Raw genomic sequence first — 13,773 nt, 5'->3', positions numbered from 1 at the left:
CGTCGGTCCGCCGACCGGGTGGGGCCTTCCGGCGCACCGCCGCGCCGGGACGGCCGCGGACGCCGCGCTGCTTAGCGTGGGCCGATGCGCCACCGCACGCCGATCGTCGTGGCCCTCGCGGCCGCCCTGCTCACCGCCCTCGCCCCCGGCACGGCCCACGCGGCACCGCCGCCGCCGGCCCCCGGACCGGCACCCACGCGCGTGCCCCACGACTGCGCGCGGGACCAGTGGCCGTGGGGCTGCATCGCCGAGTGCGAGAGCAGCGGGCGCTGGCACGTCAACACCGGCAACGGCTTCTACGGCGGACTGCAGTTCTGGCAGCCCACCTGGGAGGAGTTCGGCGGCCTGAAGTACGCCCCGCGCGCGGACCTCGCCACCCGGGACGAGCAGATCGCCGTCGCCCAGGAGGTGCTCGCCGTGCAGGGGTGGGAGGCCTGGCCCGTGTGCTCCAAGCGGTACGGGCTCAAGGGCCGCATGCACACGGTGAAGCCCGGCGACACCCTCTGGGCGATCGCCCGCAAGTACGGCATCGAGGGCGGCTGGCAGGAGCTCTACCAGGCCAACAAGGAGACGATCGGCGGCCGTCCTGACCGGCTGTTGCCGGGCATGCTGCTCGTCATCCCGAAGGCCTCGACCCGGACCACCGCCCGCTTCGGTCCTCCTCTGCCGACGCCGACCCCGCCCCCGACGCCGACGCCCGCAGCTCCCGCGCCTCGCCGCTGAACACGACCGCGCCCCGGCGCAGTTCGTACACCAGCGCCGGACGGTCGCGCAGCACCGGCGGCAGCCGCTGCTCGGCGACGACCACGCACGCCTCCGACGCGGCCAGCAGTTCGTACGTGCGGGTCGCGACCGCGGGGGACATGCCCTGCACGGGTTCGTCGACGAGCAGCACGCGCGCGCGGGACAGCAGGGCGCGGGAGAGGGCGAGCATGCGCTGCTCCCCGCCGGACAGGGTGCCGGCCCGGCGCGGCAGCAGGCTCTCCAGCGGCGGGTAGGCCTCCAGGGCGCGGTCGTAGGCCGGGGTCGTGAGTTCGAGGTTCTCGCGGACGGTGAGGGAGCCGAACACCGCCTGCCGTTCGGGGACCAGGCACAGCCCGCGGCGGGCGCGCTCGTGGGCGGGGACGCGGGTGACGTCGGTGCCGTCCCACACCACCGCGCCGCCGGACAGCGGCACGGCTCCCGCGAGGGCGCGCAGCACGGTGGTACGGCCGGATCCGTTGCGGCCCAGCAGGACGGTCAGGCCGGGGGCCGGGGCCGCCAGGGTCACGCCGTGCAGGGCCTCCAGGGGGCCGTAGCGCACGCGCGCGTGGCGCAGGGAGATGGTCATACGGGGGTCTCCTGAGCGCCGAAGGCGTCGAGGACGTGGGCGGGCGGGCCGGAGGCGACGATGCGGCCCGCCGCCATGACGTGCACGACGTCGGCCAGGCCGGCGACCAGGTCGAGGTCGTGCTCGACGACGAGCAGGGCGGTGCCGTCGGCGGCGAGAGCCTTGAGCACGCGGGCCAGCGCGGTGACCTCGGCGGTGTCCAGGCCGGCGGCGGGCTCGTCCAGGAGGAGGACGCGGGGGGAGCCCGCGAGGGCTCTGGCGAGTTCTACGCGTCGGAGGGTGCCGGTGGGGAGGTCGGCGGCGGGCAGGTCCCGTACCGGGCCGTCCAGGGCGAAGAGGCGCAGGGCCTGTTCCACGGCGGTCTCGTTGCCGGTGCGGTGGGTTTGTTCGGCGCCTACGCGGACGTTTTCGGCCACGGTCAGGGTGGGGAAGACGGCGAGTTGCTGGAAGGTGCGGGCGATGCCGAGGCGGGTGCGGGCGTGGGGGGTGAGGTGGGTGATGTCGTGGTTGTCGAAGAGGACTTGGCCGTGGGTGGGGCGGAGGGTGCCGGCCAGGCAGTGGAAGAGGGTGCTTTTTCCGGCGCCGTTGGGGCCGATGACGGCGGTGATCCGGCCGGGGGGTACGTCGAGGTCCACTCCGTCCAGGGCCTTGAAGGTGTTGTAGTGGGCGTGGAGGGTGCGGGTGGTGAGGGTGGGCACCCGGCCTTCGGCCGGGTTTGGTTTCCCACCCGCACCACCCGTACCACTTTCGTTGTCGGGTGCGGGTGGCCCCTGTCGGGGCTCGGCGCCGTCGGCGGCCGCGGCGGGGTGGGGGGTGGGAGCAGGCTCGGGTCGGCTCTCCGGCCCTGCCTCCCCGGGCCCGAGCCTCCAGCGCGCCCCGGGTTGTGCCGGTGGCTGCCCGGTTGGCCTCGGTTTCCAGCGTGCGCGTGCCTGGGCCAGCCGCTGTCTCGTCGGGGTGAGGCTCCAGCGTGCGTGTGTCTGGGGTGGTCGCCGTTTCGTCAGGGGCAGGCTCCAGCGTGTGCGGGTCTGGGGCGGTTTTCGCTCCGTGGGGCTCGGGCTTCTGGGTGACCCGGCTTCGGGCGGTGGCTGGTGCGTGGGGGTCGGGCTTCTGCCGGGCTCCGGTTGGGGCGCTCGTCGTTCTGTTGGCCTCAGCCCTCTGCGGGCCGTCGCACCCGCGGGTGTGAGTCTCGCTGCATGCCGTAGCCGCAGCCGCGTGCCCGCCGTGCGCAGTGCCTCGTAGGGGCCCCCGGGGAAGCGGCCGACCAGGACCGCCAGTAGGCCGATGACCGCCGCGGCCACGCCGCCCCGGGTTCCCGCGTCGAGGCCGACCAGGAGGGCGGCGGCGGTGAGGGCGCCGAGGGTGCTGTCGGCGCCGAGGACGACGACCGCGGCGAACCAGAGGAGGCCGCGGACGGGGTCGTAGGCGCCGGGGTCGAAGGCGCGTACGCCCATTGCGAGCATGCCGCCGCCGAGGGCGGCCAGGGCGGCGCCGGAGACGAAGGCGAGGAGCTTGAGGGACGGCACGCGTACGCCCGCCGCCGAGGCGCCCGCCTCGTGGTCGCGCAGGGCGGCGAGGGCGCGGCCGGTGCGGCCGCGGCGCAACGCGCGCGTGGTGAGCAGGGCGACCGTCAGGAGGGCGAGTTCCAGGACGTAGTACGCCCGGTCGCCGTCGAAGCCCGCCGGGCGGTCCAGGGTCAGGCCGGACGTGGCGTAGGGCTGCGCGAACACGAAGCGGCTCACCCCGACGCCGACCGCGAAGGTCGCGAGGGCGAGGGCCAGGCCCCGGCGGCTGATGGCGGGCCAGCCGGTCAGCAGGCCGAGCGGGGCCACCAGGACCACCGCCACCGCCAGCGCGGCCAGTTCGGGCAGGCGCGGCAGGCCGGGGAAGCGGTCCGCCGCCAGCAGGGCGGTGAACAGGGCACCGAGACCCGCGTACGCGGCCTGCCCGAGCGAGATCTGGCCGCCGCGGCCGGTGACGACCACCAGGGACAGCAGCACCACGCCCAGCGCCGGCACCTGGACGGAGGTGTGCAGGTCCGAGCCCGCGAAGCCCAGCGGCAGCAGGAACAGCACCATCGCCACGATCCAGGCGCCCGGTGGCGTCGGCACGCGCGCGGTGGCCGTGCGGGGGAGCGCGTCGCGCGTGCCGACGCGGGGGAGGGCCAGCGCGGCGACGAGCAGGGCCACCACGAACAGGTTCGCGCCGACCGCCTGGAGCAGCGGCTCGCCCCAGCCCGACGGGTGCAGCCGGGTCAACTGGCTCTGCGCGACGCCGATCCCCAGTGCCGTCACCACGGCCACCGGCAGGCTCCGCATCCGCGCCGCCACCGCGACCGCGACCACCTCCATGACCAGCAGCGGCAGGCCGTACGGGTCCAGGCGTACGTAGGGCGCCAGCAGGACGCCCGTCAGGCCGGCCGTGAACGAGCCGAACGCCCAGCCCGCCGCCGCCACCCGGTCCGCGTCGATCCCGCTCAGCACGGCGAGTCGCCGGTCGTCCACCACGGCCCGCAGCTCCCGGCCGAACCGGGTCCACCGGATGACCGCTCCGACCGTCCCGGCCAGCGCCACGGCCACCGCCAACTGCCCCCACGGGTCCGCCGCCACCAGCAGTTCGGGCGCGTCGTCCCGCGCCCCCTGGCCCCACAGCAGCGCGGCCCCGCCCACCAGGAGCACGAACACGCCGATGGACGCCACCAGGGTCTGCGCCGGATCGCCGCCGAGCACGGACAGCGGCCGGAAGACGAACCGTTCCAGCGCCATGCCGATCGCCGGGGCCAGCACCAGCAGGGTCACCGCGGCCCCCGCCCACAGCGGCCAGCCCCACTCCACCACGCACTGGCGCAGCGCGTACGCGCACACCATGGCGACGGCCCCGTGCGCGAAGTTGAGGACGCCGGTCGCGCGGTACGTCACGACCAGGCCGATCCCGGTGAGCGCGGCCGCGCTGCCGACCGACAGGCCGGCCAGCGTCAGGTCGTAGGTCAGGGAGGCCATCAGTCGGTTTCTTCGGCCGGTTCGCAGATCGGGCAGGGGCCCAGTTCGCCGCCGGCCAGCAGTTTGGCGTCCACCGGCACCGCCTCCTCCTTGCCGGCGACCAGCGGGCAGTCCGCGCGGTGCAGCAGCGTCCCGCCCGGCACCATCCGCAGCTCCCCGCTGGCCGCGAGCGGCGCCGTCACCGCCGTACCGGACTCCTCGGCGTCGGCCGGCTCGGCGGCCACCAGGAGGCCGTGCAGCTCCTCCACGCGCGCGGCGGCGAGCGCCCCCCGGCCGTGGGTGAGCAACACCGCCCCGGCGACGATCAGCGCGGCGCCGGGCACCGTGCAGGAGGCGAGGTAGGGCAGCTGCCGCTCGGCGAACCGCTCGCCGGAGACGCCGTACCAGCCGAGGACGCACAGCACCGCCCCCGCGGCGAGCGCGGCCCAGCCGGCCCACAGGACGGGGTGCACGGTCCGCAGTCGGGCTGTCCGCATCGTCGACTCCCACACGTCGTGTGTCTGTGCATGTCAGCCAATGGCTTGCACTATGCCTTCTGGAAGCCGACCCTGAAAGCACCGGGCGCGCACGGCCCGGACCGACACCCGGTGGTGAGCCAGATGGTTCTCGGGAGCGACCTCATCAGGCGAGGGAACACGGGACGGGCCACGGCACTGGCGGCCGGGCTGCTCCTCTTCCTCGCCCCGGCCCTCGCGGCATGCAGCGACGACGAGGGGGGCAGCGGCACCGCCACCGCCTCCCCGTCGGTGGAACGGACGACGACCGCCCCCGCCGCGACCGAACCGGCCGACGCGGCCGCGGCCGAACAGGAGATCGAGCGGAACTGGCAGAAGTTCTTCGACCCCAAGACCTCCCTGGAGGACAAGCAGACCGTCCTGGAGAACGGCGAGCAGATGGCGCCGGTGCTCCGGGCCTTCAGCGGTGACGAGCGCGGCGGACAGGTCGGCGCCCAGGTCACCGAGGTGGCCTTCACCTCGCCGACCGAGGCGGACGTGACGTACACGCTCACGCTGAACGGCGCCACCGCCCTGCCCGACGCGGCCGGCACCGCGGTCGAGCAGGACGGGACCTGGAAGGTGTCCGCCAAGACGCTGTGCGCTCTGGTGCAACTGAGCGGCAATGGCTCGGCGTCGCCGGTTCCGGGCTGCTGAGGCCGCTGCCGCGGTGCTGCTGCTCGTCCTGAGCGCGGCCTGCGGCAGCCGCCTGCCGGAGAGCGACTTCGAGCGCGGGGACCGTACGGCACCCGCCCCGCAGGCCGGTCCGATCCGGGTCGGCATCATCACCAGCGCCACCAGCCCGGTCGGCGGCGGCGCCTTCACCGGCCCGCGCGACGGCGCGAAGGCCTGGTTCGAGCGCCTCAACGCGCGCGGGGGCATCGACGGCCGCCCCGTCGAGGTGCGGCTGTGCGACGACGGCGGCAGCGGCGTCGGCAACAACGAGTGCGTGCACCGGCTGATCGACGAGGACGAGGTGGTCGCCCTGGTCGCGACCACCGCCCTCGACTACGCGGGCGCCTCCCGCGTCTCCCGCGCGCGCGTGCCCGACATCGGTGGCCAGCCCATCGGCGCCGCCTACGACACCTGGCCGCACCTGTACGGCATCTACGGCAGCCTGGCGCCCCGCGCGGGCACCCCCGGCTGGGACGGCAAGCTGTACGGCGGCACCGAGGTCTACCGCTACTTCAAGCGCGAGCACGGCGCCCGCACCGCCGCCGTCGTCTCCTACAACCAGGCCGCCTCGGCCGCCTACGCCCGGCTCGTCGAGCGGGGCCTGAAGGCCGAGGGCTACGAGGTGGTCACCGAGCAGGTCGACTTCGCGCTGCCCAACTTCCGTGCCGTCGCCGCCGACCTGAAGGAGCGGGGCGCCGACCTCGTCTTCGACGCCATCGACGGCCACGGCAACGCGCGGCTGTGCCGGGCGATGGACGAGGCGGGCGTCGAACTCACCGCCAAGGTGACGAACGTACAGAACTGGACGTCGACCGTCGCCGACGCGTACCGGGACGCCCCGCGCTGCCGCAACGCGCTGTGGGCGACCGGGTCCAGCCGCAACTTCGAGGACACCGGCCACCCGGCCGTACGGGAGTTCCGGGACGGCACCGAAGGGCTGAAGTCGCGCTCGCAGTGGCAGCTGGAGGGGTGGGCGGCCGCGATGTGGTTCACCGAGGCGGCGCGGTCCTGCGCGGACGAGGGCGTCACGCGCGCGTGCGTCGACGGATGGATGAGCCGCAGCCAGGGCTTCACCGCCGACGGCCTGCTGCTCCCCGTCCGCTTCGAACGGCTGGCCGAGCCACCCGAGTCGCGCCGGACGTGTCTGTCGGTGGCCCGGTGGGAGGACGGCCGCGGCTGGGTCTCCCAGGGGGACATGGACCGTACCTGTTTCGAGGTGCCGCAGCTCTCCTATGAGCCCTGAGACGCAACCGAACGGGCCGTTCGGTGGTCTAACCGGACAGCACAGACCCGAGGAGGACCCCCGCCGCATGACGATGCCCGTGTCGCGGACCGCACCGCTGCGCGCCGACTGCATCGCGGACTCCGCGGGCGGTCTGACGTTCGACGTCGCCGCGCGCGGAGCCGTCGACGTGGCGCACCTGGTGCTGCGCCGCCGCGGCAGCCACGAGGAGGTCGGCCTGCCGCTGGCCCCGGCAGCGGACGGCCGGCTGCGCGCCGCGCTGCCCAGCAGCGTCGCCCTGTCCGAGGGCCGCTGGGACGCGTACGCGCGCGTGACCGACGGCGAACCGCGGCGGCTGGCTCCGGGCGTCACCGACCTGTCCTCCCTCGCCGCTCGCACGCCCAGCGCGGGCCGCGGCCATGTCGCCGTGCGGATTCCGTACGCCACCCGGCACGGCAACCTCACCGTCCGCAGCTGGCTGCGCGCCCCGCACGCGGAGGCCGGTGAGCTGCGGGTGCGGGACGCCGAGCTGACCGTGCACGGGCGCGTGTACGGCTGTCTCCTCGGCCCCGGCAGCCGTGCGGAGCTGCGCGGCCGGCACGCCCCGGTGCCCGTCCGCCGCGTCGGCCTCACCCACGAGGACGCGGAGTTCCGTCTCACGGTCGCGTACCGCACCCTGGAGCCCGGCCTGTGGGACCTGTGGCTGCGCCCCGGCGGGGAGGCCGGGCCGGGCGTGCGGGTCGCGCGGCTGCTCGACGACGTCGCCGACAAGAGCGCGGCCTTCACCTGCCCACACGCACGCGTGCGGACGCCGTTCGGCCCGATGGACGCCGTGCCGTGCTACACGCGCGACAACGACCTGTCCGTTTCCGTCACGCCGGTGTCGGGCGGTTGACGAGGGCGGGCCGTTCCGCCGGGGTGTGCTGCGTGTGGGGGGACGGTCTGTTTGTTTCTGTCGCGCCGGTGTCCGGCGGTTGAGGATCGCCGTGTCGTGATGCGCGCGGTTCAACGACCTGTCCGTTTCTGTCGCGCCGGTGTCGGGCGGTTGACGAGGGCGGGCCGTTCCGCCGGGGTGTGCTGCGTGTGGGAGGACGGTCTGTTCGTTTTCGTCACGTCGGTGTGCGGTGGGTGGCGAGGGCGGGCCGTTTCGTCGTGCCGTGGTGCCTGTGCGACCGCGGCGTGTTCGTTTCTGTCGCACCGGTGCCTGTCGGGTAACTGTCGAGGACCGTTTCTGTCCGCGTCGGCTGGCAGACTCGGCCCCATGTTGGAGACCTCGGCACGACTGCTGCGCCTGCTCTCGCTCCTCCAGGCCCACCGCGAATGGTCCGGCGCACAACTGGCCGACCGCCTCGGCGTCACTCCGCGCACGGTCCGCCGGGACGTGGACCGGCTGCGCGAGCTGGGCTACCCGGTCAACGCCAGCCCCGGCACCGGCGGCGGCTACCAGCTCGGCGCGGGCGCCGAGCTGCCGCCGCTGCTCCTGGACGACGACGAGGCGGTGGCCGTGGCCGTCGGGCTGCGCACGGCGGCCGGGCAGGGCATCGAGGGCATCGGGGAGACCTCGGTCCGCGCCCTCGCCAAGCTGGAGCAGGTCCTGCCGAACCGGCTGCGCCGCCGGGTGGGCGCCCTCAACGCCTTCACCGTGCCGCTGCTGCGCGGGCCCCAGCCCTCCGCCGTCGACCCGAACCTCCTCACCGAGCTGGCCCATCTGTGCCGGGACGCCGAACGCCTGCGCTTCGAGTACCGCGACCACGACGGCGCCTCGACCCGCCGCTCGGTGGAGCCGCACCGCCTGGTGTGCACCGAACGCCGCTGGTACCTGGTCGCCTGGGACCTCGACCGGGACGACTGGCGCACCTTCCGCGTCGACCGCATCACCCCCAAGCCCCCGCACGGGCCGCGCTTCACCCCGCGCCGCCCGCCCGCCGACGACCTCGCCGCGTACGTCTCCCAGGGCGTCTCCACGCGCGCGTACGCCGCCCAGGCCGTCGTCCGGCTGCTGGTGCCCCTGGAGGAGGCCGCCGAGCAGATCTCGCCGTCCGCCGGGACGCTGGAGCCGGAGGGGCCCGGCAGCTGCCTGCTGCGCACCGGGGCCGCGAGCCTGGACGTGATGGTCATTCACGTCATGCTGATGGGCTTCGAGTTCGAGGTGCTGGAGCCCGCCGAGCTCACGGAGACGATCAGGACCGCTCGGGACCGGCTGTCGCGCGCTCTGGCTCGGTCGCCGCGTGCTCGGGATGATGCAGATCGAACGCCGGGGACTCGGACCGGATCCGGGGCAGCGCGGTGAAGTTGTGCCGGGGCGGCGGGCAGGAGGTCGCCCACTCCAGGGAACGGCCGTAGCCCCACGGGTCGTCCACGTCGATCTTCTCGCCGTACTTGGCGGTCTTCCAGACGTTGTAGAGGAACGGCAGGGTCGACAGGCCGAGCAGGAACGAGCCGATCGTCGAGACCGTGTTCAGCGCGGTGAAGCCGTCGGCGGCGAGATAGTCGACGTACCGGCGCGGCATGCCCTCCGCGCCCAGCCAGTGCTGCACCAGGAACGTGGTGTGGAAGCCGACGAAGAGCGTCCAGAACTGGATCTTGCCGAGCCGCTCGTCGAGCATCTTCCCGGTGAACTTCGGCCACCAGAAGTGGAACCCGGCGAAGATCGCGAAGACGACGGTGCCGAAGACGACGTAGTGGAAGTGCGCGACGACGAAATAGCTGTCCGTGACGTGGAAGTCCATCGGCGGCGAGGCCAGGATCACCCCGGTCAGACCGCCGAACAGGAACGTCACCAGGAACCCCACCGACCACAGCATGGGCGTCTCGAAGGACAGCGAGCCCTTGAGCATGGTGCCGGTCCAGTTGAAGAACTTCACGCCCGTCGGCACCGCGATCAGGAAGCTCATGAAGGAGAAGAACGGCAGCAGCACCGCGCCCGTGGCGAACATGTGGTGGGCCCACACCACCACCGACAGACCGGTGATCGCCATCGTCGCCGCGACCAGCGTCAGATAGCCGAACAGCGGCTTGCGGGCGAAGACCGGGATGATCTCGCTGACGATGCCGAAGAACGGCAGCGCGATGATGTACACCTCGGGATGCCCGAAGAACCAGAACAGGTGCTGCCACAGCAGCGCCCCGCCGTTCGCCGCCTCGAAGATGTGCGAGCCGAAGCGCCGGTCCGCCTCCAGACACAGCAGCGCGGCCGCCAGCACCGGGAACGCCATCAGGATCAGGATCGACGTGAACAGCGTGTTCCAGACGAAGATCGGCATCCGGAACATCGTCATGCCGGGCGCGCGCATCCCGATGATGGTGGTGATGAAGTTGACCGCGCCGAGGATCGTGCCGAAGCCGGCCAGCGCGAGCCCCATGATCCACAGGTCGCCGCCGATGCCGGGGGAGCGCTCCATGCTGTTCAGCGGCGCGTAGGCGAACCAGCCGAAGTCGGCGGGCCCGGAGGGCACCAGCAGCGAGCCCATCACGATCAGGGCGCCGAAGAGGTAGAACCAGTACGACAGCATGTTCAGCCGCGGAAAGGCCACGTCGGGCGCCCCGATCTGCAGGGGCATCAGCTCGTTGGCGAAGCCCGCGAACGCCGGTGTCGCGAACAGCAGCAGCATGATCGTGCCGTGCATCGTGAACAGCTGGTTGAACTCCTGGTTGGTGACGAGCTGGAGCCCCGGCCGGGCCAGCTCGGCCCGCATCAGCAGCGCCATGACTCCGCCGACGAGGAAGAACACGAACGACGTGATCAGGTAGAGATGGCCGATCTTCTTGTGGTCGGTGGTGGTCAGCCAGTCGACGACCAGCCGGCCGCGCTCCTTGGTCCGCGCGGGTCGCGCCGGCGCCTGCACGGTCTCAGTCCCCATCGCTCGCTCGCCCCTTCGCTCGTCGCGCCCCGGGTCCGCCGATGCCCGCGCCGCTTCCCCGCGAGCCCTCGCCATGATGCTCGCGTCGCCGTGGGCTCCGACAGGGGGCGTGCGCGGGGTTCTGTGTATTTCCTGTGGGAGGTCGGCTCCCCGACCGCACGCGGAATCGGACGGGAAAAGGAGTCCGGGGCAGTTCTCCGGGAACTTTCCGACGGGCTTTTCCGGGAGCCGGTCCGACACGCGGTAATTACGTTCGATTGCCCGCGAAAGGCGCAGGGAACCGCTCGGACGTGTGACGTACCCGTGCTGAAACGTGTGTCGTGATCCTGTGACAAAAGCGTGACCGGAGGGGGATGCGTGACGGTGGGTGGCCGCCCCCCTGGCCGAGTCCGCGGGGCAGGGCCTAGCGTGGCGGCATGGCACCGATTCCGAAACCTTCCGCCGAACCCAGCGAAAACCCGGACTCGTATGTGGGGCTCCCCGCCGACCGGGCCGAGCGGCTCGCCCGCGAACGGGGTTGGTCGACCGTGCGGTCCCTGCCGCCGGGGGCGATCATCACCATGGAATACCGTTCGGGCCGGCTCAACTTCGAGGTGAAGGGCGGCGTGGTGGCCCGGGCCTGGAAAGGCTGAAAAGGGCTCTACGACGACGGCCCCGGCTCCTCGTGAAGAGGACCGGGGCCGTCGCCGCGGGGTGGGCTGTGCGTACCGAGCCCCGCTGTCCCGCGCCCGTCAACCGCCCGTCAGGGGGCGGGCCGCCGAGGTCGTGCCGCGGCTTCCGCGGTCGGTGTGCGGGGGCCGGCGGCTGCCGACCGGCGTGACGGGGGTGCGCTCGGAGCGGGCTGTGTGCGGGCCCGGCGCCAGGTAGGCGGGCGTTCTGGAGGTACGGACGGCGGCCTCGTCCTGGGCGGCCGCGCGCGGCTTGAGCAGCACCGGGGCCGGAGCCGGAACCGTCGCGGGCACCGGCGCCGGGACGGTGCCGCGGTCGCGCCAGCGGTCGCGCAGATCGAAGACGGCCGACTCGGCGCGGGCGATCAGCGGCTCGAACCAGGGCAGCGCCAGCAGGATCAGCAGGCCGGCGGCCCAGCCGAGGAGGACGTCGCTCAGCCAGTGCGTACCGAGGTAGACCGTGGACAGGCCGACGCCGAGCGAGGTCACCGCCGACAGGGCGGACAGCCAGCGGCGGGCTCTCGGGGTGGAGGCCAGATAGGCCAGGATTCCCCAGGTCACCACGGCGTTGGCGGTGTGACCGCTGGGGAATATATCGCCGCCGAGCCACATCTCGTTGGCGCCGATGGTGGTCGCGTAGTGCGGTCCGAGGCGGCCCATGCCGATCTTGGCGGCGCCGACCGTGACGTTCAGCAGGAGCAGGGAGACGCAGAGCGCGAGCAGCGGCCGCAACGTGTGCTGCCGCCAGGAGCGCCAGCCCAGCCAGGCCGCGATCATCACCGCGGTGGGGCCGCGCTGGCCGAGCACCACGTAGTAGTCGACGAATGCGTGGATCTCCGACCACTGCTGGTACGGCCGGAAGAACATGACCTGCCAGTCGAGGCGGACCAGCCACGAGGTGATCACAACGGCCCACACGATGGCCCCGTAGAAGGCCAGGGTCGCCGAGAACAGCACGACCCGGTGCCGGCTCATCCTCGGCACATCGATGTGGGCCGGTCGTTCCGGCTCACGGTCCAGCCTGGCGAACACCCGGTCCAGACGGGTGAGGTTTCGTTCGGTACGCACCCAATCGACGTTACAGCGAGTGAGCTCTGTTCCCCGGCGATTCGGCCGGTTTGTGATGACGATGTGATGTGGGATTCCTCTCAGAGAGAGGCTTATTTCCTGGCGTTCCGCAATGGAAGGCCGCCGCATCCTTCAATTCTTTTGATCATTCCGGATCGAGCCTTTATGCGGATTCTGAATTCGTTCACCGAAAGCTGGCCCGGAATTCTCCCGAGGCTCATCGCGCGTACCCGGACGATCACGGGGGACCGGAGCCGTTCAGCCAGAACGCCCCGTAGGCCGCCGACGCCACCGCCACCAGCCCCAGCACCAGGACCGACCTGCGCGTCCGCAGCCGGGCCAGGGCCAGGGCGAGCGGCAGCAGCAGCGGGAAGGCGGGCAGCAGCAGCCGCGGTTTCGAGCCGAAGTAGCTCGACGCGCACAGGGCGAGGGCGGTGACGACACCCGCGTACACCAGCAGCGGAAGCGGCTGGCCCTGCCGTACGCAGACGACGTACAGCCACACCACGAGGGCGACCCCGGTGATCAGACCGACGCCGGCGAGGGCCGACGGGAACGACGTGAACTTTTCGGCGACGAAACGGGCGAAGGCGTAGCCGCCGTCGAAGCCGTTGCGCCAGCCGGCCTGGACGTCGAGATAGCCGAGCGGGCCCTGTCCGGTGCGGTGACCGACCCAGAGGACGTAGCCCGCGGCACCCAGGGGCGCGAGCAGCATGCCCAGGGCGCGCCGGGCAGCCGACGCGCCCCGCGGGGCCGGACCGCCGGTGGGGGAGGGGGCGCGACCCGGGGACCGTGCGCTGTCGCCGGGCGCCGCGCTGCGGTCCCGCACGAACGAGGCAATGCCCGCCGCCCACACCGCCGCCACGACGGCGAGACCGACCGGCCGGGTCAGCCCGGCCAGCAGGGCCAGCGCGCCCGCCGTCGGCCAGCGCCCGGTCAGCACCGCGTACAGCGCCCAGGCCGCGAGCGCCGTGAACAGCGACTCGCTGTACGCCATCGACTGCACGATCCCGACCGGCAGCACCGCCCACAGCAGTACCGCGCAGATCCCGGCCCGCCGCCCGTACACCAGGTCCGTGACCGCGAAGATCCCCCAGGCCGCGGCGAGCGAGGCGAGCACGGCGACCAGGAAGCCGGCGTCGGCGTACGACAGCGGGGTCACCGCGTGCAGGCCCCGCTCCAGCCAGGGCAGCAGGGGAAAGAAGGCCAGGTTCGAGTGCACGTCGCCGTTGGGCAGCCGCACCTCGTAGCCGTAGCCCAACTCGGCGACCCTGGTGTACCAGAGCGCGTCCCAGCGGGCGGTCAGCAGGGTGTACGCGCTCTTGTCGCGCGCCGCGCTCCACAGGGCCAGCACGAGCAGGCCCAGGACGCGTACGGCCGCGTATCCCAGCAGGGCGGGCGCCGCACGCCGGACGCGCGTAGAAAGGCGCGTGGAAAGATCGGTCACGGGCTCGATTATC

At 73.1% G+C, this 13,773-nt stretch carries 12 protein-coding genes; 6 read left to right on the top strand and 6 right to left on the bottom strand.

The features are described from left to right. The first annotated feature begins 84 nt into the window (after positions 1–84). On the top strand, positions 85–723 hold the full coding sequence (locus tag ICC28_RS05285) for a transglycosylase family protein (protein ID WP_188287202.1): 639 nt from the start codon (positions 85–87) through the stop codon (positions 721–723). Here the strand turns inward: ICC28_RS05285 and ICC28_RS05280 are convergent. Genes ICC28_RS05280 through ICC28_RS05270 form a run of 3 tightly spaced genes read right to left on the bottom strand, consistent with a single transcriptional unit; the run spans position 617 to position 4,802 of the window. Beyond that, the gene (locus tag ICC28_RS05280; protein ID WP_188287201.1) at positions 617–1,330 is read right to left on the bottom strand and encodes an ATP-binding cassette domain-containing protein; all 714 of its coding nucleotides are present in this window, start codon (positions 1,328–1,330) and stop codon (positions 617–619) included. The two genes, ICC28_RS05285 and ICC28_RS05280, sit on opposite strands and share 107 nt — an antisense overlap. Next, on the bottom strand, positions 1,327–4,326 hold the full coding sequence (locus ICC28_RS05275) for a branched-chain amino acid ABC transporter permease/ATP-binding protein (protein ID WP_188287200.1): 3,000 nt from the start codon (positions 4,324–4,326) through the stop codon (positions 1,327–1,329). The genes ICC28_RS05280 and ICC28_RS05275 overlap by 4 nt, the downstream gene beginning before the upstream one ends. Next, positions 4,326–4,802, bottom strand: a complete 477-nt coding sequence (locus tag ICC28_RS05270; RefSeq protein ID WP_188287199.1) for a hypothetical protein — start codon at positions 4,800–4,802, stop codon at positions 4,326–4,328. The genes ICC28_RS05275 and ICC28_RS05270 overlap by 1 nt, the downstream gene beginning before the upstream one ends. 123 nt (positions 4,803–4,925) lie before the next feature. On the opposite strand from ICC28_RS05270, the gene ICC28_RS05265 reads away from it, so the two are divergent. The 4 genes from ICC28_RS05265 (at position 4,926) to ICC28_RS05250 (ending at position 9,007) form a co-directional block, all read left to right on the top strand. Further along, the gene (locus ICC28_RS05265) at positions 4,926–5,477 is read left to right on the top strand and encodes a hypothetical protein (RefSeq protein ID WP_188287198.1); all 552 of its coding nucleotides are present in this window, start codon (positions 4,926–4,928) and stop codon (positions 5,475–5,477) included. Further along, positions 5,446–6,738 (top strand): ABC transporter substrate-binding protein, encoded by a 1,293-nt coding sequence (locus ICC28_RS05260; protein WP_188287197.1) that lies wholly within the window; start codon positions 5,446–5,448, stop codon positions 6,736–6,738. The genes ICC28_RS05265 and ICC28_RS05260 overlap by 32 nt, the downstream gene beginning before the upstream one ends. Positions 6,739–6,805: 67 nt before the next feature. Then, positions 6,806–7,612: a hypothetical protein gene (locus ICC28_RS05255; RefSeq protein ID WP_188287196.1), complete on the top strand. Its 807-nt coding sequence runs from the start codon at positions 6,806–6,808 to the stop codon at positions 7,610–7,612. A 366-nt stretch (positions 7,613–7,978) separates the two neighbouring features. Further along, the gene (locus tag ICC28_RS05250) at positions 7,979–9,007 is read left to right on the top strand and encodes a helix-turn-helix transcriptional regulator (RefSeq protein ID WP_188287195.1); all 1,029 of its coding nucleotides are present in this window, start codon (positions 7,979–7,981) and stop codon (positions 9,005–9,007) included. Here the strand turns inward: ICC28_RS05250 and ctaD are convergent. Continuing rightward, positions 8,898–10,577, bottom strand: a complete 1,680-nt coding sequence (gene ctaD / locus ICC28_RS05245) for a cytochrome c oxidase subunit I (protein ID WP_188287194.1) — start codon at positions 10,575–10,577, stop codon at positions 8,898–8,900. The two genes, ICC28_RS05250 and ctaD, sit on opposite strands and share 110 nt — an antisense overlap. 416 nt (positions 10,578–10,993) lie before the next feature. Between ctaD and ICC28_RS05240 the strand changes: the two genes are divergently transcribed. After that, the gene (locus tag ICC28_RS05240) at positions 10,994–11,209 is read left to right on the top strand and encodes an I78 family peptidase inhibitor (protein ID WP_188287193.1); all 216 of its coding nucleotides are present in this window, start codon (positions 10,994–10,996) and stop codon (positions 11,207–11,209) included. Between the two features lie 99 nt (positions 11,210–11,308). Here the strand turns inward: ICC28_RS05240 and ICC28_RS05235 are convergent, their stop codons facing one another. Together ICC28_RS05235 and ICC28_RS05230 are read right to left on the bottom strand one after the other, a co-directional pair. Further along, positions 11,309–12,313, bottom strand: coding sequence for a phosphatase PAP2 family protein (locus tag ICC28_RS05235; RefSeq protein WP_188287192.1), 1,005 nt, complete (start codon positions 12,311–12,313; stop codon positions 11,309–11,311). Between the two features lie 238 nt (positions 12,314–12,551). Further along, on the bottom strand, positions 12,552–13,760 hold the full coding sequence (locus tag ICC28_RS05230; protein WP_188287191.1) for a hypothetical protein: 1,209 nt from the start codon (positions 13,758–13,760) through the stop codon (positions 12,552–12,554). Positions 13,761–13,773: the final 13 nt, after the last annotated feature.

The sequence above is a fragment of the Streptomyces sp. TRM68416 genome (genome assembly GCF_014596915.1).
Taxonomy (GTDB): Bacteria; Actinomycetota; Actinomycetes; order Streptomycetales; family Streptomycetaceae; genus Streptomyces.
The sequence above is the reverse complement of the archived record's forward strand: the minus strand, read 5'-3'. Positions and strand labels throughout refer to the sequence as shown.

Coding starts and splice junctions, on each gene's coding strand:
- ICC28_RS05285 (WP_188287202.1), top strand. CDS start 85: ATGCGCCACCGCACGCCGATCGTCGTGGCCCTCGCGGCCGCCCTGCTC.
- ICC28_RS05280 (WP_188287201.1), bottom strand. CDS start 1,330: ATGACCATCTCCCTGCGCCACGCGCGCGTGCGCTACGGCCCCCTGGAG.
- ICC28_RS05275 (WP_188287200.1), bottom strand. CDS start 4,326: ATGGCCTCCCTGACCTACGACCTGACGCTGGCCGGCCTGTCGGTCGGC.
- ICC28_RS05270 (WP_188287199.1), bottom strand. CDS start 4,802: ATGCGGACAGCCCGACTGCGGACCGTGCACCCCGTCCTGTGGGCCGGC.
- ICC28_RS05265 (WP_188287198.1), top strand. CDS start 4,926: ATGGTTCTCGGGAGCGACCTCATCAGGCGAGGGAACACGGGACGGGCC.
- ICC28_RS05260 (WP_188287197.1), top strand. CDS start 5,446: ATGGCTCGGCGTCGCCGGTTCCGGGCTGCTGAGGCCGCTGCCGCGGTG.
- ICC28_RS05255 (WP_188287196.1), top strand. CDS start 6,806: ATGACGATGCCCGTGTCGCGGACCGCACCGCTGCGCGCCGACTGCATC.
- ICC28_RS05250 (WP_188287195.1), top strand. CDS start 7,979: ATGTTGGAGACCTCGGCACGACTGCTGCGCCTGCTCTCGCTCCTCCAG.
- ctaD (WP_188287194.1), bottom strand. CDS start 10,577: ATGGGGACTGAGACCGTGCAGGCGCCGGCGCGACCCGCGCGGACCAAG.
- ICC28_RS05240 (WP_188287193.1), top strand. CDS start 10,994: ATGGCACCGATTCCGAAACCTTCCGCCGAACCCAGCGAAAACCCGGAC.